This window comes from Methanomicrobium sp. W14, assembly GCF_017875315.1.
Classification (GTDB): domain Archaea; phylum Halobacteriota; class Methanomicrobia; order Methanomicrobiales; family Methanomicrobiaceae; genus Methanomicrobium.
Window position 1 is genome coordinate 112,237 of record NZ_JAGGMM010000001.1, and the last position, 20,337, is coordinate 132,573.

Annotated in this window: 18 protein-coding genes; 5 read left to right on the forward strand and 13 right to left on the reverse strand. The window is 45.8% G+C overall.

The features are described from left to right. The first annotated feature begins 214 nt into the window (after window positions 1-214). Complete coding sequence (locus tag J2128_RS00565; protein ID WP_209688836.1) at window positions 215-3,355, forward strand: PAS domain S-box protein; 3,141 nt, start codon at window positions 215-217, stop codon at window positions 3,353-3,355. An 11-nt stretch (window positions 3,356-3,366) separates the two neighbouring features. On the opposite strand, the gene J2128_RS00570 is transcribed toward J2128_RS00565, so the two are convergent. The 3 genes from J2128_RS00570 to J2128_RS00580 form a co-directional block, all read right to left on the reverse strand. Next, window positions 3,367-4,116, reverse strand: a complete 750-nt coding sequence (locus J2128_RS00570) for an RNA-guided endonuclease TnpB family protein (RefSeq protein ID WP_209688837.1) — start codon at window positions 4,114-4,116, stop codon at window positions 3,367-3,369. A 376-nt stretch (window positions 4,117-4,492) separates the two neighbouring features. Beyond that, entirely contained in the window at window positions 4,493-6,559 is a 2,067-nt protein-coding gene (locus tag J2128_RS00575; protein ID WP_209688838.1) for a PEGA domain-containing protein, read from the reverse strand. A 496-nt stretch (window positions 6,560-7,055) separates the two neighbouring features. Next, window positions 7,056-7,511 carry an EVE domain-containing protein gene (locus tag J2128_RS00580; RefSeq protein ID WP_209688839.1) on the reverse strand — a complete coding sequence of 152 codons (456 nt, stop codon included), beginning with the start codon at window positions 7,509-7,511 and terminating at the stop codon, window positions 7,056-7,058. 428 nt (window positions 7,512-7,939) lie between these two features. Between J2128_RS00580 and J2128_RS00585 the strand changes: the two genes are divergently transcribed. Beyond that, window positions 7,940-8,137: a hypothetical protein gene (locus J2128_RS00585; protein WP_209688840.1), complete on the forward strand. Its 198-nt coding sequence runs from the start codon at window positions 7,940-7,942 to the stop codon at window positions 8,135-8,137. 112 nt (window positions 8,138-8,249) lie between these two features. Here the strand turns inward: J2128_RS00585 and J2128_RS12980 are convergent, their stop codons facing one another. From J2128_RS12980 to J2128_RS00620, 7 genes are all read right to left on the reverse strand, one after another. Next, entirely contained in the window at window positions 8,250-8,567 is a 318-nt protein-coding gene (locus J2128_RS12980; protein ID WP_394357550.1) for a GNAT family N-acetyltransferase, read from the reverse strand. A 126-nt stretch (window positions 8,568-8,693) separates the two neighbouring features. After that, window positions 8,694-9,605, reverse strand: coding sequence for an ABC transporter ATP-binding protein (locus J2128_RS00595; protein ID WP_209688842.1), 912 nt, complete (start codon window positions 9,603-9,605; stop codon window positions 8,694-8,696). Then, complete coding sequence (locus J2128_RS00600; protein WP_209688843.1) at window positions 9,598-10,563, reverse strand: ABC transporter ATP-binding protein; 966 nt, start codon at window positions 10,561-10,563, stop codon at window positions 9,598-9,600. The genes J2128_RS00595 and J2128_RS00600 overlap by 8 nt, the downstream gene beginning before the upstream one ends. Next, window positions 10,560-11,402 carry a nickel transporter permease gene (gene nikC / locus J2128_RS00605; RefSeq protein ID WP_209688844.1) on the reverse strand — a complete coding sequence of 281 codons (843 nt, stop codon included), beginning with the start codon at window positions 11,400-11,402 and terminating at the stop codon, window positions 10,560-10,562. Before nikC ends, J2128_RS00600 begins: the two co-directional genes overlap by 4 nt. Continuing rightward, window positions 11,386-12,336 (reverse strand): nickel ABC transporter permease, encoded by a 951-nt coding sequence (nikB, locus tag J2128_RS00610; RefSeq protein ID WP_209688845.1) that lies wholly within the window; start codon window positions 12,334-12,336, stop codon window positions 11,386-11,388. The genes nikC and nikB overlap by 17 nt, the downstream gene beginning before the upstream one ends. Then, window positions 12,330-13,046, reverse strand: a complete 717-nt coding sequence (locus J2128_RS00615; RefSeq protein WP_209688846.1) for a class I SAM-dependent methyltransferase — start codon at window positions 13,044-13,046, stop codon at window positions 12,330-12,332. The genes nikB and J2128_RS00615 overlap by 7 nt, the downstream gene beginning before the upstream one ends. Continuing rightward, entirely contained in the window at window positions 13,043-13,735 is a 693-nt protein-coding gene (locus tag J2128_RS00620) for a class I SAM-dependent methyltransferase (RefSeq protein WP_209688847.1), read from the reverse strand. The genes J2128_RS00615 and J2128_RS00620 overlap by 4 nt, the downstream gene beginning before the upstream one ends. Window positions 13,736-13,969: 234 nt before the next feature. Between J2128_RS00620 and J2128_RS00625 the strand changes: the two genes are divergently transcribed. Together J2128_RS00625 and J2128_RS00630 are read left to right on the forward strand one after the other, a co-directional pair. Then, on the forward strand, window positions 13,970-15,550 hold the full coding sequence (locus J2128_RS00625) for an ABC transporter substrate-binding protein (protein WP_209688848.1): 1,581 nt from the start codon (window positions 13,970-13,972) through the stop codon (window positions 15,548-15,550). A gap of 61 nt (window positions 15,551-15,611) precedes the next feature. Then, entirely contained in the window at window positions 15,612-16,325 is a 714-nt protein-coding gene (locus tag J2128_RS00630; RefSeq protein ID WP_209688849.1) for a class I SAM-dependent methyltransferase, read from the forward strand. Between the two features lie 115 nt (window positions 16,326-16,440). On the opposite strand, the gene J2128_RS00635 is transcribed toward J2128_RS00630, so the two are convergent. The 3 genes from J2128_RS00635 to J2128_RS00645 form a co-directional block, all read right to left on the reverse strand. Then, complete coding sequence (locus J2128_RS00635) at window positions 16,441-17,946, reverse strand: ABC transporter substrate-binding protein (protein WP_245323236.1); 1,506 nt, start codon at window positions 17,944-17,946, stop codon at window positions 16,441-16,443. Between the two features lie 199 nt (window positions 17,947-18,145). Then, complete coding sequence (locus J2128_RS00640; protein WP_209688851.1) at window positions 18,146-18,541, reverse strand: hypothetical protein; 396 nt, start codon at window positions 18,539-18,541, stop codon at window positions 18,146-18,148. A 5-nt stretch (window positions 18,542-18,546) separates the two neighbouring features. Continuing rightward, window positions 18,547-18,786 carry a hypothetical protein gene (locus J2128_RS00645; protein WP_209688852.1) on the reverse strand — a complete coding sequence of 80 codons (240 nt, stop codon included), beginning with the start codon at window positions 18,784-18,786 and terminating at the stop codon, window positions 18,547-18,549. Window positions 18,787-19,153: 367 nt separating this feature from the next. Between J2128_RS00645 and J2128_RS00650 the strand changes: the two genes are divergently transcribed. Further along, window positions 19,154-20,074 (forward strand): carcinine hydrolase/isopenicillin-N N-acyltransferase family protein, encoded by a 921-nt coding sequence (locus J2128_RS00650; RefSeq protein WP_348632360.1) that lies wholly within the window; start codon window positions 19,154-19,156, stop codon window positions 20,072-20,074. Window positions 20,075-20,337 lie beyond the last annotated feature (263 nt).

Here is a 20,337-nt window from a genome sequence, read left to right on the forward strand (position 1 = left end):
TAAAATAAATTCTTTTTTTGCTGTTTTTTTTTGGCATAGTCATCACGTTCGGGCAGAGTTGTATAGAAGACATTTTCATTTTTGGTCAGACATATACTTTATCACTGTAATATACATCGCAAAAGTATTAATCTATACCAAGATATATTGTATATTAATAATATATTCTCTTTAGGCATACTATATCTATCCGCTGTATGATAATTGTACTTGAATGAGTAAAGGCCGGAGAGGAAATAACAAAATATATTCATTTAAAAAGTTTTTTGGTCCCGAAAAACTGCGAAACGATGTTGCTTCCAAAAGATCACTCCGCACGACAACAGCTGCAATAATTGCGGTAACTTTGATAGGCCTTATAATTTTATTATATGTTTTTTCATCTGTAAGTCTTAATTCAGGGTTTTCAAGTCTCGAAGAAGATCTTACCAAAGATAATGTCAACAGGGCCATAAATGCCCTGAATTCGGACATTGAAAGATTTGATGCAATTGCGAATGCATGGGCGACATCAGAAGGGCTTTCCGGTTTTATTGCAAGCGGGGATACGTCTGAGGCACGCAATACATTCCCGGACGGAAGACTTGTTGACGTAGGAGTAAATATTCTCCTGATAACTGATTCAAAAGGTGATATTCTATGGCATAAATACATGAATCTGGACTACAACCACCAGATGCCTACGCCGAAAAGTCTGTTGTCGCAGATTGCCGCACATGAAGACCTGATAGGATCAAATGAGGTCAAAGGTGTAATTATGCTGAATTCCGGGCCTATGCTGATTGCGTCCAGGTCCCTTTACGATTCGGGTACGGGGGATTTTTTGGGAAATCTTCTCGTGGGACGTTACCTGGACAGAGATGAGGTATCGTCTCTTTCAAAGACGACGCAGCTTTCCATTCTTGTAATTGAAAACAGATCAGGGTCTGAAAAATACTTCAAAGCATTTGATGGAGTCAGGAATTCTGGTGCCGGGAATGCAACTCCCGTAATTATACGTGCACTTGATGAAAACAATATAGCCGGGTTTTCGGAAATATCCGATATATATGGTAAGCCTGTTGCAGTCCTCCAGGTCACAACTCCACGTGACGTGACGCTTTACGGAAGAGGTGTATTTGATTTTCAGATATTCTCACTTATTTTTGCTGCCCTTATATTTGGTGTTGTTACGCTTGTTCTGATACAGAGATTAATCATTTCAAGGCTTGAAAGTCTCAACCGACAGATTCGGTCCGTTGCCGAGACCGAAAATCCCGGCAGCAGGATTGATGTCCGCGGAAATGATGAAATTTCATCACTCGGGTCAGCCATAAGCAGGATGCTTGAATCTATAGAGAAGGGAGAGGAAAATTACAGCAGACTTTTCGAAAATGCAAATGATCTTATCTTTACTATTAATAATTACGGGGATTTTACTTCTGCAAACCGGGCAATGGAGAATATGGCAGGCCTGGGGAGAGATGAAATTTTAGGAAAGAATATCCGTGATTTTATCAGAACCGGGGATATAGGCAAAATAGATGGTGTTATGTCACAGATGAAAAATTCTGCAGCGGAAAAGACTGAGGTAAGGTTCATTTCAGGTGATGCCAACGAATATATAATTGAGTTCAGTGCCCAAAAACTGGCTGAATCATCAGATAATGCCGGTTTTTTTGTTATTGCAAGAGACGTTACAGCAAAGAGAAAAGCTGAAGAGGAGGTGAAAGTCCACCGCAACCGTCTTAAAGACCTTGTTAGGGAAAGGACAATGCAGCTTGAACTGGCAAATTCAAATCTTGTAAAAGAGGTTGACGGAAGAATAAAATTTGAGGAGAGTCTTGCCGCTGAAAAAGAAAGGCTTTCTGTAACTCTCTCATCTATTGCCGAAGGAGTTGTCGCAACCGACTCCTCGGGCAATGTCACTCTTATCAATAAGGAGGCGGCGGCAAAAACCGGCCAGAGCTATGAGTCTGTATCAGGAAAAAAGGTTGAAGAAGTTATCAGGCTTGAGGAAAGCGGGAAGTATCCCGGTATCAGAAAAATCGTTGATGAAGTAATATCAAAAGGAAAAGTCTATGAAATAAACACGGGAATAGGACTTTATGATACCGGCGGAAATAAATGCCCTGTTGTATTGTCAGTTGCTCCTCTTTTAGGCAGGCACGGTGGCTTTAAAGGTGCCGTTATTGTTTTCCGCGACATTTCTGAGCGTCTTTTATGGGAGGACGAGGCCTTAAAAAGGCAGAAACTGGAATCTCTGGGCGTCCTTGCCGGTGGAATTGCGCATGACTTCAATAATATCCTGACTGCAGTTTCAGGAAATATTGCCCTCGCAAAAAATTTTGCAGGAAAAAACAAGGATTTATGCCTGCGTCTTGATGAAGCGGAAAAAGCTGTTTTCAGGGCTAAAGGGATAACAAAACAGCTTATCACATTTTCAAAAGGAGGGGAGCCTGTAAAGCAGGTCTCTGATATAAGACAGCTTATCCATGAGTCGTCCGAATTTGTCTCTCACGGGAGCAACATCCGCCTTAATTTTGATATTGCAGATGACCTGATGAATGTGGAGGCGGATCGCGGTCAGTTGAGCCAAGTGATTGAGAATCTTGTAATAAATGCTATTCAGGCAATGCAGAACGGTGGAAGTATATATATTAAGGCTAAGAATGCAGGCAGGATTTCAGGAAAAGACTGGCTCGGGGACGGGGAATATGTTTTAATTTCAGTAAAGGACGAGGGTCCGGGCATACCGGAAGAATATCTCAAAAAGGTTTTTGACCCGTATTTCACGACAAAAAAGAACGGAAACGGCCTGGGGCTTGCGTCATGCATGTCGATAATAAAAAAACACGGTGGAGCCATAAAGATTTCCTCAAAGGCGGGCAAAGGGACAGAATTTAAGATTTACCTGCCGGCAACGGACAAAAAACCAGTTTCCTGTTTGCCTGAACCAGATGAAAAACTCTCAGGGTCCGCAAGGGTCCTTGTTATGGACGATGACAAAAGCATCTATGATGTCATTCCGGTCCTTCTGCGGGGCTATGGCTTTGAGGTTGAGGCTGCAAAGGACGGTGCCGAAGCGGTAAGGCTTTATCAGCAGTCCCGTGTTCTGAATAAGCCTGTAGAAGTATTTGTTATGGACCTTACAGTTCCGGGGGCTCTTGGTGGTGCCGATACTATAGGATTTTTAAGAGAGCTTGAACCCGACATTCTTGCAATAGTCTCAAGCGGGTACTCAAATGACCCCGTTATGGCTAATTTCAGGGATCACGGCTTTGATGCGGTTTTACCGAAGCCTTACAGGATAGAAGACCTTGTAAGGCTTATAAACAGACTTGTTCTCGAAAAGAAGGAAAATAAAGGTAAATAAACGGGTATAATTTATATCTCGCAGGCTGTCTTTTCAAAAAACAGCATGACATTGTCCTTTGAGAGCAGGGGGTCTTCATGGATTTCATTCCACTTTTCCTTTTGAAGCCTTTTAAGTTCTACCTTTATTTTTCTTTTCTCCTCTCTCTCTTTATTTCTCACAGCTTTCACCGATTCCGGGACTGGAGACCTTGCAATGTTTAGGGCGGCATTTATATCTGCATTTTCCTGGTATCCGCAGTGCGGGCATGAAAAGACCTTCCTGTGCCTGTGGCCAAATCTTCCGCACCTGCTGCATATCTGTGACGTAAATGACGGGTCGACATAGATAACGGTTATTCCGCACCTGACTGCACGGTTTTCGACCATCTGGCACAGGTTTTTAAAGTACCATCCGTTTATGCTGAAGTCATATATTTTCTCAGGATTCATGCCTTTTTTACGGCTCTTTTTTGATATCATCTCAAATTTTATGCCGCAGTTAAGGTTAAGCGCAATTTTTATTATTTCATGGCTTAAATACCTGTTTAAGTCCATTAACTGCTCTTTTTCACACCTGTCTATTCTTTTCGTGCTGTTTTTGCTCTTTTTTGATTTGTTCTCTTTTCTTTTTCTGCTGAAATTATCGTGTATTATACGTGCTTCCTTTCCTAGTCCGGCTGTAAACCCTGTCCCCGGTTCAGCAACAACAGCTATTGATCCGGTGGTATTCAGGTCTATTCCTATCCATTTCCCGGGTGCAGGTACGGTTTCGGTTGTCATGATACATTAATCTCCGGAAGAGTTGGTAGTATTTCAGGAATTTTTCGCGAAAGAATGAAACAAAAAAAGCAGTTTTCTGAATGAATCCTTATTCGGGGACCCATGTAAGACAATTGAGTTTAATGTAATAAATATTTTGCCCCAAACCAATATCTAAATATCCAAAAATCTATTCTTATAAGTATAAATATGGGTCTGAAATCTTACCAATAGGTGTTCATGTTTTCTTTGAAGTCCCCGGTGAGTGTCTGCGGTTCAAGAGACTCCCGCAGTTTTATGGGTGCACAAAATTTTAATGGACTCATTTTAAATGGACTTTTTGTCCTGAAATTTTTTGTTGGCTGGCCTGGTAACTTTGTGTTTTTTAAAAATTGTATTATTTTTTTGATGATAAATCCTCATTTACAGCTGTTGGTTCAGACCTGTCATACGGCACGACAGTGCATGTTATTTCTTTAAACATCGACCTGTTGTAAAATAGTCCCACATCATAAGTTCCTATTGGCATGTAACTGAATGTATGTGGGGTGGATTTGCCGGTATATGCGCCTTTAAGGTATATTTTTGCACCCTGCGGGATACTGTTTATGGTAAGTGTACCATACGGGTATTCATCAAGAACAGCGTTAACAGTATAATCCGGACTTTGTTTTGTACTTGCAACATAGATTTCATCAAGGTAAGGGTAGTAACCGTCTTTTTGTATTTCAATCCTGTGGGTGCCCCCGGAAATATTTTGGATTTCTGCGGGTGTGGCTTTTCCTGAACTGTGCCCGTCGATGAATATATCTGCGCCTGAAGGACTGCTGTTGAATTCAACTGTTCCGAATCTGAACGAGTTGCCAATTTCAATTGATCTGCCGTTATAATTGTTGGTTATTGTTTTGGAATAGTATTTGCCGCCGGAATAGAATGTGATATAATCACTGAACTGGTTTACCAGTACTTCTGAAGGGAAATTGTATTCGGGTAAACTGCCGGACACCATAAACGGACTTGTTTCAAATTCGTTTGAACTGACTGTAACTTTGCTTTTTTTGTTTACATTATCATATGTCAGTTTTTCATAGTTTATCTGCCCGGAAGACAGATAGACATCTTTTGAAAGAAGTATTTCATCGCCGGTTTGTTTTACGCTTCCTGTAGCGGATGAAAGTTTAATGTAATGCCATCCCGGTTTAAGTCCGTAAAACAGGTGCGGTGTATAATAGTTAGTATCCTCTCCGTCAAGATATATACGCAGACTGCCCGGGTATGAGGTTATGTACATTCCGGTTGCAGACGGACCTTTTTCTGAAACAACGGTATTTTTATCCGGTTCTTTGGGGTATAAGTTGTTTTTCCTGGTCAGGTCAAAATATTTTCCTGTTTCATACCCGTTTCTTACGATTATGTCCTCTTCTTCTGTCCGGTATCCGTCTTTCTCAAGATAGATACTGTATACTCCTGCGGGCAGGTCCTCAATTGTGCAGTTTGTTGTCAGGTTTGTTTTTACACCGTCAATATATATCCGGGCATTTGTGGGAGTGGAGGTTATGTTGAGATTTCCGAATTCAGGAATCCATGAATTCTCAGAGAGGGGGATATAGCGTGAAAAACCGTAATCTATTTCAGAAAGAGAATCCCCTGTGTTTTCTTTGGATGAGGACCTGGTATTTACAATGTATCCGCTGATTAGTGTCCGGGTATTTTTATCAGACACTGATGAGTTTACTTTATTTGTCCACGCAATCGCACCGTTTGAGGTGCCATACGCATTAAGTGCATATCCGTATGCGTTGAAGACAACTGTTTCACCGTTGTAATTCTCGATGGAATATTCAACTTTTGCCATTCCGCTGTTTGTAAGGCCTGACATTCCGCTGTTCATTCCGAGAATGCCCACCTTTGCATCGACGAAGAATATATGGAAATCCTCGCTCCTGACCTGGCCGGTCATTATTGGATAGTCTTTGTTTCCTGCCGGTTTCCAGTTCTGCGGGCCATACATTACCGATGACAGCCTGAAGTCTCTGTCAAGCGCATCGCGAGAGTACGATACAGAGGATTCTGCCAAAGTTTCTTCTTCTCCGCAGACAGGTGTCCATTTATACCCGCTTACTTTAAGATGAATCTTAAAGTTGTCGTTGATTTCAGAATCTCCGTCAGGGTTTCTTATTGCAATCATCAGAATAGCCTTTTCGAAGTACCCCATGCTGCCTGTGTCTGACAGGTAAAATGTGCCTGAATCAGAAGATGTCCTCGTAAGTGTTCCGTCAGGCTCGGATGTGCTTGTTGTTATATGAAGAGAGTTGAGACCAATGTCCCCTGATGAAAATCCAAGGTAATATGCACCCCCGTTTGCCATAGAGATGGAAATTTTGTTATTGTCAGGTATTTCATTTGTATTGAAATCCCATGCCGATGACGGTGAATATGCCGTAAAGTAAAGCATTAATGCCATCAGTATAATTAAATATGTTTTTTTAACAAATGTGCGGTTATTTTTCATTTTTAGATTACCCGGAAATATGAACTTTTTTTAAATGCTCTTTTTCTGTAACGTGGAAGACACCTGTTTATCAGCTAACTCATTTATCTTCTGGTGAATAGCTCTGTAAACCGGTGATTTTGTCGCTCAGAATTACCATCTGCACTGCATTGCATAATATATTTTGCCTGTTTTTTTAACTGCCGGAAACAACGTGATAACGGAAAAAAACTATTTCACGTTTTTTTCAGGACATTTTACTTTTATTACGGTCTTTTGCCATGTCATGATCGGTTTTTAAACTCTCATCCGTGATTTTCTAATGTAATGAAATATCAGATTGACAGAGATTTCAGGAAAATTATGTTTTTGTGCCATTTAAATACAAAAAATTACAGATTTGTCCTTGCTGGAAATCAACACAATAACCCGGGGAATTTTTTGCATCAGCTCATTATCTAATACTGGTTTATCCCCTGGGTGTTTCTGAAGCCTTCATGATGAAATCGTAGTCTTCGTCCGGAACAGTTCTCATTGCCGTTCTCAGGTGACCTGTCCACTGTTTTTTGTTCGTGATGAAATTAAGTTTAGGAATAAGGGCCTTGAAGTCCAGTTCTTCCGGAAATATTTTGATTGGCCTTAATCTGATCCTGTACGGAAAGCTTTCGTCTCCGTGCATTGACGGCGGTCTGATGAATAAAGGGGCTGTATCTTCAAAAGGTTTTGATGCAATTTCAAAGGCTGCTGTTATTGCAGACGGAATTATTGTATCTTCTACGGTCTCCTGTTTTACGAATATAAGAATTTTATCTCCGGGCTTTGATCTTTCAATACTTTTTTTGTTCCTTTTCGGGACTCCCCAGATGTTATTTTTCCTGATTATTTCCCAGTTGTCCCTGTTTGTCGATGCAATCCAGACTGTCATTGAAAAGGTTTATAGTAATTCATATTTAATAAAGTGACTTTCATCTGAATTCTGAAGGAAAATTCAATAGAGTTGTTGACGAAAATGACAAAAATCTACTCAAATTGAAATTTCATGAATTTCGTATGTCGTTTTTATTACAACACAGGGACTTACAGCATTCACTATGCATAAGTAGTTTTGAAAGCAGACACTTGGATAAACAGTTTAATTGAAACTTTTTAGACATTATAAAAAACCGGGTTTTGGAAAATCCGTTACGATTTCACCTTCCTTTAAAATTTTCATAGTTACGCTTCTTTAGGCAGCTAACCTTGTAATGCTTGTTTCAGCGGCTGACGAATCTCCGGGAACCCCCTCGATTCGCGCCGAAGACACATGGGACAATGACGGCAGTTACACGATAATTATGAACCTTTGGTGGGGGCGTGAACGGTGATAAGGTCACTCTTTATGAAAACGGAGATATTGTAGAGAGTTTTTCTCTTTCTGTTGATTCCCCGAATTCTCAGAGCTGCACTTTTGACTTCAGCGATAAAAGTGACGATACCTACAGTTATTGTGTGGGATTGTCCAATTCTACCGGTTTCACCCGGAGTGATGCTATAGAGGTAACTGTCATTTAAGATTCATATTAAATCTTTTTTCATTTTATGCAAAAGGAAAAGAAAAAAAATCAGATCTCTTTTTCGTATATAATGACGTCCAGGACTTTTCCAAATTTTTCGCCGACGTTTTTCAGGTGGGCACATTTTTTATAACCGGCTTTTTCAAGCATTTGCGTGCTTGCCTGGTTTTCCGAGCAGAATCTTCGAAGTGCCTGAGAGCGGAAATGCCTGTACCTTTTCCAGTGTATTCAGGCTTGAGATAAACGCTAAGTTCGGCGGACCAGTCATAAGCCTGCCTTTTATTATATTGTGCCATATAGCAGAACCTGATTGTACTGTTCCCGTCCTTAATCGTAAATGAAGCATATTTGGGATGCGAAATATGAATAAGATCTTCCAAATCCTTTGTTGTCATTTCCTCGCTATGAAATGTCACAGAGGAGTTCATTTATAATAGTTGTATTTTTCGGCAATTTCAGGCAGGTCTTCTTTTGCCGTTGGAAAAAATTCCACCATACAATTGACATTTACTTTTCAGTGTATCAATTTATTGTACCTTTTATTGTTTCGCGGCTCATTTGTATTTTATGCAACGGACCTTATGTCCACCTGATTCGCGTAAAATCTGCTTTTTTTTGCACTCTTCAGTTCTCTCAGTACATCTGGAGTAATACCTGCACCACTCCTGCCCTGAAATTACTCCTTCTTCAGGTTCAGAGATTTTCAGGTCCAAATAAAAAAGTGCAGAGAGTAGAGCTTTTGTGTAGGGGTGAAGCGGATTTTCAAAAACGTCCATACCTTCTTCAACGATTTCACCTGCAAACATCACGTAGGTTCTGTCTGCGACGGCCTTTGCAAGGCCCAGGTCGTGTGTTATGATTACAAGTGCGCAGCCCTGTCTTTCCCGTGTTTGCTTGAGAACAGACATTATCTGTGCCTGGACTGAGACGTCAAGCATTGAAGTCGCTTCATCTGAGATTATAACTTTAGGGTCAAGTGTAAGTGCACGTGCTATAACCATCCTCTGCAGCTCTCCTCCTGAAACTTCGTGAGGATACCTCTCTTTAAGTTCACTGCCAAGCCCCACCTCTGCAATTCGTTTGTCTACCTTTTCTTTTATCTCGCCGGGAGCCGTTTTTCCGGCAATGACAAGGGGTTCTGCAACCGACTTCCCGAGAGTCCACCGCGGGTCTGCTGCATCGTCCGGGTGCTGGGGTATCAGCTGAAATGCTGTCCTGAGACCCCTAAGTTCTTTGTTTTTCATTGCTGTAATGTTTTTACCGTAAAAATAAACCTCACCACATGTTGGTTTTATCTGTCCCATGAGCATTTTTGCAAGGGTTGTTTTCCCGCAACCTGACTCTCCCACTATGGCAACGGTTTCACCTTCTCCTGCTTCTATGCTGACATTGTCTACAGCTTTTTTTTCTACAGGCGAAATGATCCCCGACGAATAGACCTTACTGAGATTCTCCCCCTTAAGCATGGAGCCAGCACCTCACGTATCTTTCGCCATGTCCTTCGCCGGCCTCTCTCTTTACGAACGGCGGAGGCGTTTTGCACCGGTCCGTCGCATAGGGACATCGCGGATGGAACCTGCACCCTTCAGGAACATCGATCATCGACGGCGGATCTCCGGGGATCGGCTTCATCCCGTTTTCAGGAAGCGATTCGAGGAGGGCCTTCGAATATGGGTGCAGTGGCTCTTCAAAGAAATCCCCTGTCCGTGCGATCTCCAGGATCTGCCCGCAGTAGTTCACCCCGATTCTGGTACTCATCGCTCTCGCGAATCCGATATCGTGCGTAATAAGCAGAAACGCACACCCGTCCCCGGTGACTTTCCGGAATGTCGCGGCGATGTTTCTCTTTTTGATAGCGTCCACGCCCTTCGTCGGCTCGTCTGCGATAATCAGCTCCGGCTCTGCCGCAGTCCCCATCGCGACCATCGCCCGCTGGAGCATTCCGCCGCTGTACTGGTACGGGTATTCGCGGTAGCGGATCTCCGGCGGGGTGATATCGAAGAACTTCAGGACCGAACGCGTCCTCTCTTTCGCCTCTTCGCGGTTCATCCCGAGATGGGTCTTCATCGGCTCAGCGATCTGGTCGCCTACTCTCATCACCGGGTTCATCGAGAGATACGGGTTCTGGGCGATCGCTCCAATGCTTTTCCCCCTGATCTCCTGCATCTCCTTCTCCGGGATCTCTCCGAGATCTACACTGTTCAGCTTGATCGCTCCCGAGACTTCAGCGGCCGGGGAGAGCAGCCTCATCACCGCGAGCCCGAGTATCGACTTCCCGCTCCCCGACTCACCGATGAGTGCGAATGTCTCGCCTCTCTCTATAGTAAATGTGGTATTCTCCACCGCCCTCACAGGACCCCGGTGAGTATGTATGAACACGGACAGGTTGTCGATCTCAAGCAGTGCAGGTCTTTCGTCCGTCATGAGATCCTCCCCTCCAGTTCGGTTGCAGTCATGTGCCGGTCGAGAACATCACGCAGCCCGTCGCCGAAGTAGTTAAACGCAAAGACTGTTATCATTATCATAAGACCCGGAAATATCATCATATAGGGAGCCGACGAGAAATAACTCCTTCCGGCGTTTAGCATTGCACCCCACTCCGGCGTCGACGGCTGGACTCCGAGGCCGAGAAAACTCAGTCCCGCCGCGGCAAGAACAACATTTCCTATTCCGAGCGTGGCCATGATGAGAACCGGCGTTACGATATTCGGGAGTATATGTCTCGCGATAATGTATCCGTCCGAAGCCCCGACCCATTGCGAAGCCTGGATATATCCCTTCGTCCTGATATCGAGCGTCGAGCCGCGTGCGACTCTTGCAAAGACCGTCCATTCAACAATAATCAAGGCGATCATCATATTCTCCAGCCCCTGCCCGAGGAACGCCGTGATCCCGAGTGCGAGGAACATCGACGGGAACGCGAGAAAACTATCGGTCAGCCTCATCAGGACCTCGTCTGCCCATCCTCCGTAATATCCTGCAAAGACCCCGATCGAGACTCCGATCGCCATCGATATGAACGTGACCGTAAACCCGACGAAGAGCGAGGCCCGTGCACCATACATCACCATAGTCAGGATGTCCCTTCCCAGCTGGTCCGTCCCGAACAAATGCTCAAAAGACGGTGGCTGGAGCCTGTCCTGGAGGTTCTTCTCCGTATAATCGTAGGGTGCAAGAACATCCGCGAATAGCGCGATGAAGACCAGGAATGCCAGTATGACAACGGATATCGCAATCTGCCGGTTCTTAAGAAGCTCTCTCATAGCGTATCTCCGGGTTCGCCCATACGTAGACTATGTCCACGACGAAATTGACTGCGAGGTATATTATCGCGACAAACAGGATCGTCCCCTGCACCATCAGGTAGTCGTGCGAAAGGATCGAATTCACGACAAGGTTTCCTATTCCCGGCCACCCGAATATCGTCTCGACGATAACCGAGCCGTTGAGCAGGAACCCTATCGTTAGGCCGGTTACCGTGATCACCGGAATAAGGGAGTTTTTGAGTGCATGGCGGGTGATCACTGTTTTCTCCGGCAGCCCTTTCGCTCTCGCAGTTGTGATGTAATCCTTTCCCATCACCTCCAGCATGCTCGATCTCGTCATTCTCATTATGACCGCCGCCGAACTTGTCCCAAGCACGAGTGCAGGAAGGATCATGTACGATATGTCTGTCCCGTGCCCGAAACCCGATGCCGGCAGCCAGTGGAGGATAACCGAGAAGATAACTATCATGAGGTACGCCTGCCAGAAGTTGGGGATCGAAACGCCTATCAGCGCAAAGAAACGGCAGATGGAGTCGACAATCGTGTTGTGCTTCACGGCCGAGAGGATGCCGGCCGGGATCGCAATCGCGAGTGCGATGATCAGCCCGAGAACGGCCAGCGTGAGGGTGTTGCCGAACGCGTTCAGGACCGTCTCGAATACCGGCTGCTCGCTCATGTAGGAATAGCCGAAATCGCCAGTGACCGCATTTTTGAGCCAGTTGAAATACTGAACGTATAACGGCTGGTCGAGGCCGTGGGCGATACGGAACGCTTCAACCGCCTCCTCGTTTACGCCTCCGCCTGGGCTTGTCATCATAATCTCCGCCGGGTCTCCCGGTGCGATGTATATCAGCGAGAAGCTCAAAAACGAGATGAACAGGAGCACAGGCACCAGGTAGAGGAGCCTTCTTATGAAGTATTCTTTTAGCATGTTTTTTTCGCGGATATGATATATGGCGGATGTGGGTATGACGCCGCATAGTCCTTTTGACTGGAATGCTCCCTTAAAAATTTGTCATAATTCGTGAGGCTCTGCCATGAGGCGTCCGGAAAACCATGCTCCGCAACGATCGCTGTCACTTTGTCGGCGGTGTTTCCTTTACAGAGCGGTAGCGCATCTTTGATGTCCTGGTAGCATTCCTCAAAATAGGTCTCCGAATCCGGTTCGGGCTCTTTGTCAGCCTCGTTGAACCATAAGCCGTCGATCAGGACCAGAGTTCCGCCCGGCGAGAGGATTCTCCGGCACTCTTCAAGGAATTTTTCGGGATGGGGCAGGGTCCACATTAGATATTTGCTTATCACGAGATCGTATGCCCCGTCGTCAAGGGAGAGGTTTTCAGCGTCGCCCTGCATGAATTTTGCATCGATCCCGAGCTCTTCCGATCTTTTTGCGGCCTTCTTTATCATCTCTTCGGAGAGATCGATTCCTGTTGACGAATGTCCCATCTCCGCAAGGGCGAGGGCAAGGACGCCGGGGCCTGTCCCGATCTCGGCGACACGGATCGTCTTTCCTTCAGGGATATACTCCGACAGCGTCTTCTTCCAGACCTCCATCTCCTCTTTGATGAGATCCGAGAACTCCTCGTGATATGTCGTGCTGCGCCAGTTCCAGTAATCTGCGATCTTTTCCTTGCAGTTCATGATATCTTCACCGATGTAACCAGATATGGGGTGGCACAGTATTCACTGGCACTCGTGCAGTCGCATCTTCTCATATACTCCCCGTATTCGGGAAGGTACTTCCACGAGACATCCAAAAAGCCGTTTGTTCTCATGAGCCCTGAGATCTTTTCCGGGGTGTTGCCATGATAAAGCGGAATGCAGTCCCTGATCTCGTCCGGACAGTCCTCCGAATCCGGCTCTCCGGGCCTGAACCACTGCCCGTCTATCGAGATAATTCTTCCACCGGGAACAATCACTCTCCTGCATTCGCGGAAAAAGAGGTCATGGTCAGTAAGCGTCCACAACAGGTGCATGTTTATGATAATATCGAACGAGTTGTCGTCAAAGGGGAGTTTCTCCGCGTCGCCGTGTGAAAAGTCGATTTTAAGGCCGCGTTTATCAGCCTCCGCACCCGCCCGGCCGAGCATTTCTTCCGAAAGATCAACGGCGGAAACTTTGCAGCCCATTTCCGCAAATGTAAACGCCTGGATGCCGTGGCCTGTTCCGATATCGAGGACTCGGATATTCTCCGTATCCTCCGGCAGGAACCCGGTCAGGTATCCCTTCATCATGGCGATCTCCTCCCCGATGGAGTCTCGAAACATCTTCCTGTATTCCGGACTTCTGCCGTTCCAGTAATCATGAACTTTGGTCTTTTTGTCTGTCATTTTGCACGGGTTCCTTTTGAATATTGATTGTCAGGGAATTATTCGCATTACAGCGTTGCTTCCTTCATGTGGGTGCCCTTTCGGTGTCTATCGGTAATACGAATCTCCAGGTATTCGGATTTATGAATAATATGTTTGCGTATTGATATATTATGTCTTATCTGGGTTAAAAGTAATACTATTTTTTAGTAGAAGAAGTAAAATATTTCATACTGGTTCTGGTGATTGATTTATATGAAAGAAGGATATTCTAAACGTTTTTTGTGTTTGAGTCTGTTTCTGTCTGCTTTTATAATCGTGGCACTGCTATGTGCCGGGTGCACAGGCAATTCAAATGGCGGCAGGGATGAAAAAGTTCTTCGTGTCGTCTCGTATATCGGCCCGGACACGAGCGGAAGTCTTGATCCTGCCCTGAAATGGGAGGGCTGGTATGTCCGCCAGGCCGGATTGTATGAATCGCTGTTTTATTTTGACACCGACATGAATCTTCAGCCCGAGCTTGCAACAGGCTACAGGCAGTTGAGCGATACCGAATGGGAGGTTACGCTCCGCGACGATGTATACTTCCATGATGGGACGAAGATGGATGCCGATGCGGTTGTCTATTCCATAAACCGAGTTCTTGACCCGTCGAACAGCAGGTCCGAGGAATATTCTTTTGTCGACAACATCAGGAAGACGGACGACTATACGATTGTAATAACGACGAAAGAGCCTTATGCACCAGCCGTATACCCGTTCGCAGATCCGGTGATGTCGATCGTGAGTCCTTCGGCTGAAAACCTCGAGAAGGAACCCGTGGGTACAGGGCCGTATAAGTTTGTGTCATTTGAACCCGGTTCGTCGATGGATCTCGTAGCAAACGAGAACTACCGGGGCGGCAGGCCTAATCTCGATAAGGTGAAAATGATCTACAATACCGACCCGGCCACGCGTTCGCTTATGATTCTCTCGGGAGACGTGGATATTTCCTGGAATTTCCTTGCCAGCGATTACGTGGCGTTGAATGCCGATCCGGATATCCAGAACATATCACCCAAAGTAGGAACCCGTACAGAGTTTCTGTTCGTAAACGGCAACAAAAAGCCGTTTGATGACTTCCGTGTCCGCCAGGCGATTTCGTATGCTCTCGACCGCAGGGAGATCGCGGATACGGCGCTGGAGGGAATCGGCGGCGTTCCCGCAACAGGCATTTTTTCATCCGTCATCCCGTGGAGCGCTTATGATGAACTGCCATCCTATGACAACGATACGGAGAAAGCTCTCAAATTGTTTGCAGAGGCAGGAATAACACAGGGAGGAGACGGCAAACTGTATTACAACGGCGAACCATTCAGTATTGAAATCGCTACCAGTACAAAGGGTCCGACTTTCGTTCCGGTTTCGGAAGTCGCAGCCGCACAGCTGGAAAAGATCGGAATAACGACCTCCGTCAATGTAATGGATTATAGTGCTCTTGCATCGGAATGCAGGAACGGAAATTACGATCTCTCTACTGTGGCATGGGTTACAGCACCTGAGGGAGATCCTGACTATTTCCTCTCGCTCCAGTACCTCTCTACAGGCTCATATGCGGCATGGACCGGGTATTCCAACCCTGAGGTCGACGATATGATTGTTGAAGCACGCACTATCTTCGACAAGGATGAAAGATATGCGGTTTATAATGAGATTCAGCGGATTGTCCAGGACGATATGCCACTGATTCCCCTGGCGTATATCACCAACAATTTTGCTTTGAAAAATAATGTAAAAGGATTTGAGATCTATCCCAACGAGCTGACTGTAATTACATCCGAAATCGACCTGACCTGACTGCGGGTGAAGGATGAATAATCCCGTCCTGCAAATTTCAGAAAACAACCGGGGACAAAAAATGGAGAAAGACAAAATAATGGAATACTGGGACCACAGGAGTTCCGAGTATCACAGGGAATATGCTGACAAGATGGATGAGGAGATGGAGATCTGGAGATCGATCTTTTCGGGGATACTGCCAGGGGGAGAGAGGATTCGTGCCGTGGAGGTGGGAACCGGTCCGGGCATACTTGCCATATCCCTTGCATCCATGGGCCACAATGTAACCGGTGTGGATCTTTCGGAAAAAATGCTCGAGAGAGCGGCTGAAAACGCCCGGGCGAAGAAAGTGGACATCCTCCTGAAGAAGGGTGATGCAGAGAATATACCCCTTGATGACGGGAAGTACGATTTAATCCTGAGCAAGTACCTGCTATGGACCCTCCCCGATCCGGACAGATATATGAACGAGTGCAACAGGCTGCTGAAGAGCGGCGGCCTTATGGTGATAATAGACGGCTCGTGGTTCCAGAACCGGGACGGGACGGATAAGAAGAGCAGGCACACAAGGTTTGATGAGTTTTACGGCGATATCAAACCGAATCTGCCGATGGCAAAGCACAATACGCCGGAGAGGATAAAGGTTCTCGCCGAATCTCACGGCTTCGGTGAGGTGTCATGGTCTTTTCTCGACGATTATGATGCGTTCCTCGAACGAAACGATCCCGAGGGCCACGCCGCCGGGTATATCCAGCCCCCTCACATGGTCGTGGCGAAGAAGACGGAAGCGTGACTACCCGCTGAATATAAAAAATATTTAAACACTTTTTTAAAATTTCACTTTGTCATCATTTTTCAGGATTCAAAAAAAGCAGGGTTATAAGGGTCGGCCTGCAGGCCCGGTTCCGTTATACAGCCGCAATATCCTTCGTCACGAACGTGTAGTCGTTCGGGTAGATCTGGAATCCGGTTACATCCGACCTGGTCGCGTCGTTTTCGACTGCATAGAAGACGAAGATCATCGGTGCGTCCTCCATGACCCGGACCTGAACGTCGTCATATAATTCGGCTCTTTTGTCCTCGTCGAATGTTGCACGTGCCTCGAGAATCCACTCGTCTACCTGCGGGTTGGAGTAGTTGAGCCATGTCGATGCGTAAGTTCCGGTCGAAAGGCAGTGGCCCGAGAGGAAGTAGTCCGGGTCGCCGGTTGGGGCAGTATTCCATGTGTAGAGTGCCATATCGTAATCGCCCGACTTGACGTCGGCCTTGATTGCACTTGAATCGGCAATTTTTGTAACCACATCAATTCCGATCTTCTCCCACTGTGCCGCTATGACTTCGAGAGTCGCCGGAAGTGCCGCACGGTTGGGATATGTCTGGATCTCGACTGAGAAGGGTTCGCCGTTATAGTAGAGTTTTCCGTCTACGCCCTGCGTTATTCCTGCTTCTGCAAAGAGTTGGAGGGCCTTTTCCGGATTGTAATCATACTGTTCGACCATGTCGTTGGCATTCCAGGGCATGGTGTTCGTGAACATCGCCTCCGCCGGGCTTCCCGCTACACCTTCAAGTGCGGTGTCCACGATCTCCTGCCGGTCGGTGGCATAATAGAACGCCTGGCGGACCCTTGCATCGTCGAACGGAGCCTTGTGGCCGTTTATATAGATGAAGTAGGCACGAAGTGTCTCCTTGGAAAATACATCCGTGTCGGGGGACGACTCGAGGGCGGCATATTCGCTCGGGAGGATGTCCTTTGCGATATCGGCATCGCCAGATTTGAGCATGAGGGTTCTTGTCGCCGCATCCGAGTTGTAGGACATGTAGAGGTTTTTGTTAAGCACATCCCCCTTCCAGTAGTTTTCGTTTGCCACCAGGTCTATGGATGCCCCGGGTTCGTACGAGACGAACGCGTAGGGTCCGGTTCCGTCGGGCTGCGTGTCGACGTCAGCGATGTTCGGGCTGACGATCGACATTATCGGATCGATAAGTGAGGCGATGAGCGGTGCATAGGGCTCGGTAGTTTCGATCTCGATCGTATAGTCGCCGGTTTTTCTGATCTCTTTGATGAAGTCATACTCGTACGACCTGTCGTTCGACGGATCGAGGACCCTGTTGAGCGAGAAGATTACTGCGTCGGCGTCCATCTTCGTCCCGTCGTGGAAGTATACGTCGTCGCGGAGCGTGATCTCCCAGACAGTATCGTTGACATGCGTGTAGCCTGTCGCAAGTTCGGGCTTGATCTCCATGTTTTCGTCGCCGTAGAAGAGTGTTTCATAAATGCCGGCCTGTTTTACGTACCAGCCTTCCCAACCGTTTGCGGGATCGAGGCTTCCTCCGGTATCAGGCCCGAAGTTCATGACGATCGAAAGGGAGGACTTGTTATCCCCGCCGGACTGCGTACATCCTGCCGAAAGCAAAAATGCGGATAATACCAGTATCGATGCGAATAGTATTCGTTTGTTTGGGTTCAGACGTTTAATCATAAAAATGCCCATCAGTTAGTAGATAATTATTAATGAGTAATATTGTTTAAATTATGTTTTTTGCTTTATCGGAATTTTTAGATGTAATGAAAAAAAGAATTATTAATTTTAAGGCGGGGCTTTTAAGGCTCTTTTATATATTCTCCCCGGCCGCATCATCGCGGCTGTTCAAAAACACAATCCCGAGCAGGAGGAAAACCCCTGTTGAGACTCCTGCATAACCGGTGATACCGATATTCCTAAGATTCATATCTGAAAGAGCGACGCCGATGAATCCTGCCAGGCTCAGTATTCCGCTGATTATCATGAGGGCCCGGGTTGCATTCTCAAGTCTGCCTTTACTGAAAACAAACGAGGCACAGAGCATTGAGAGAGCGGAAAAGAGGTCCCATGCGAGGATGTCCAGTGCATAGGTGACCGAAGGCCACACGAAGGAGAAGAACTGCGAAGCCCAGGGAAACCCGTCAGCGACAAGCGACCTGCTTACCGTGAGAATCACGAAATGGACGCTGCAGGTAATTGCTGCCATTATACTCATGAACACAACTGCCGAAAGGCTGTATATCCTGTTTTTTGGGAGGATTTGTAATGTACAAAGACCATGACGAAGACCATTAAAGGTGCAATCACAACTATCAGCAGTTCAAGGACTGTAAAGTACGGGTCCCCGATTGGGTCTCCAGGAGACTTGAGAGACAGAAACCCAAGGATTAGCGTAAAAAGATATGCTGTCAGGAGTAAACAGACGAAAAATGCTGCAGCACTTCCAAACATCCTCTGTTTTTGTGTAAATTCTTATTATCATTGCTGTTCCTATTGCCGGTTATGCTCTGGTATATGATTCAAATGCAGATCCGCAGACAACTACAGATGTTCTTTTAAAACAGGAAAACGGAACATACCTGGAGGTTATCCATGTTGTTGTCGGTGGAGGGTCGGAAGAGGAAATCGGTTATGAACTGGGAAATATCGGTATCAGTGAATTCGATTCATTCCTGATGCCATTTGATGATCCTTCATACGGAGAGGAAAAAGAAGAGTACATCAAAAATTATGACAGTGTTTTGTACGAACGTCTGCGGGGGTAAAGCGGGCATATCAGCTTAGTGAAGACAATTATAGTTATGATGCCAGTTTCCCGATATACGTAACACTTTATTCTTCGTGTTCCGCTCTTTATTTCCCTCCTTCCTCAACGCAGGACGGTCATGCAATTGTAGGCAGGAATATGGAATGGGATTATAACCCCGGTTTAGATCCATTTACCGGTATTGATGATGGAAACTTCGAAGATACAATCGTCGAAGAAATGGGGACACTTGTACATGTTGTAGAGATATATCCTGACGAAGGATATGCCACTCTGGTATTGGGGACAATGGACCTCCTCAACGGTGTCGTTGACGGAATAAATGAAAAAGGACTTTACGTTGCGACTCTTCAGGACGGAGATACTTATAATGATCCTTTTTCTGACCTTGCCGGGTCGACGAGTACAGGACTGAATTTTATGCAGGTGCTTAGATCAGTCCTTGAGCATTGTGCAACGGTTTATGAGGCAAAACAGAAGTTGTCAGAGACAGAGATTTTTATTCCTTATATGGGTCAGCACTTTCTTATATGCGACGATTCAGGAGACGCGACAATCGTAGAGTTTGATAACGAAACACGTGAGATGATTTTTATTGATTACCGGGACACTCCGGTTCCTCTAACCAACTATGCCGTTCACCTCAGCCCTGACGTCAGCGTGTGCGAACCGGAAAATCCCGATGACCCGCATGACGATTACCTGAGAAGTGCAAAACTTCACGACTATATTTCCGGTCATGAAGGTGAGTTCACGGAAGACGATGCCTGGGGGGAAATGAAGGAAGTCGAGGCAAATGTTGATGCAGGTAACGAAACTGTTGACAGGCTTTTGTGGAGGGTTTTAACAGACCTTACCAACAGGACAATGACTGTTAAATTTTTCATGAAAGACGGCCCGATAAATAACCAGACGCTTAAAACCCGTGACCTTGTTCTTTCAAAGCCTTTTACCTTCAGTCTGGAAAGATAAGAGAGGAGTGTTTTGTACAGATGAGACAGGACAAAATCCCTGTTTTTTTAATTTTAACCGGTACCTGATGTAAATTCAGATAATTGATCAAAAAAGCGGATTAATTATTTTTTGGCAGTTCCTTTGCAAAATAATGATAATTATACCCTGTGTAAATTTTTTCAGAAATAAATCAGGAGTCAGGAGTTAATTAGTCTGATTGTCCGGGGAATTCAGAGTCCGTTCCCAAAATCATAGAGTCTGGAATTTCAGGATTTCTCGAC

Bases quoted from the DNA above. Each gene is read 5' to 3' on its own strand.
- J2128_RS00645 (WP_209688852.1), bottom strand. From the start codon at position 18,786: ATGTTTGGAAGTGCTGCAGCATTTTTCGTCTGTTTACTCCTGACAGCA.
- J2128_RS00630 (WP_209688849.1), top strand. From the start codon at position 15,612: ATGGAGAAAGACAAAATAATGGAATACTGGGACCACAGGAGTTCCGAG.
- J2128_RS00625 (WP_209688848.1), top strand. From the start codon at position 13,970: ATGAAAGAAGGATATTCTAAACGTTTTTTGTGTTTGAGTCTGTTTCTG.
- J2128_RS00580 (WP_209688839.1), bottom strand. From the start codon at position 7,511: ATGACAGTCTGGATTGCATCGACAAACAGGGACAACTGGGAAATAATC.
- nikB (WP_209688845.1), bottom strand. From the start codon at position 12,336: ATGCTAAAAGAATACTTCATAAGAAGGCTCCTCTACCTGGTGCCTGTG.
- J2128_RS12980 (WP_394357550.1), bottom strand. From the start codon at position 8,567: ATGAACTCCTCTGTGACATTTCATAGCGAGGAAATGACAACAAAGGAT.
- J2128_RS00575 (WP_209688838.1), bottom strand. From the start codon at position 6,559: ATGGCATTAATGCTTTACTTTACGGCATATTCACCGTCATCGGCATGG.
- J2128_RS00595 (WP_209688842.1), bottom strand. From the start codon at position 9,605: ATGCTTAAGGGGGAGAATCTCAGTAAGGTCTATTCGTCGGGGATCATT.
- J2128_RS00565 (WP_209688836.1), top strand. From the start codon at position 215: ATGAGTAAAGGCCGGAGAGGAAATAACAAAATATATTCATTTAAAAAG.
- J2128_RS00615 (WP_209688846.1), bottom strand. From the start codon at position 13,046: ATGAACTGCAAGGAAAAGATCGCAGATTACTGGAACTGGCGCAGCACG.
- J2128_RS00640 (WP_209688851.1), bottom strand. From the start codon at position 18,541: ATGGCAGCAATTACCTGCAGCGTCCATTTCGTGATTCTCACGGTAAGC.
- J2128_RS00570 (WP_209688837.1), bottom strand. From the start codon at position 4,116: ATGACAACCGAAACCGTACCTGCACCCGGGAAATGGATAGGAATAGAC.
- J2128_RS00600 (WP_209688843.1), bottom strand. From the start codon at position 10,563: ATGACGGACGAAAGACCTGCACTGCTTGAGATCGACAACCTGTCCGTG.
- nikC (WP_209688844.1), bottom strand. From the start codon at position 11,402: ATGAGAGAGCTTCTTAAGAACCGGCAGATTGCGATATCCGTTGTCATA.
- J2128_RS00620 (WP_209688847.1), bottom strand. From the start codon at position 13,735: ATGACAGACAAAAAGACCAAAGTTCATGATTACTGGAACGGCAGAAGT.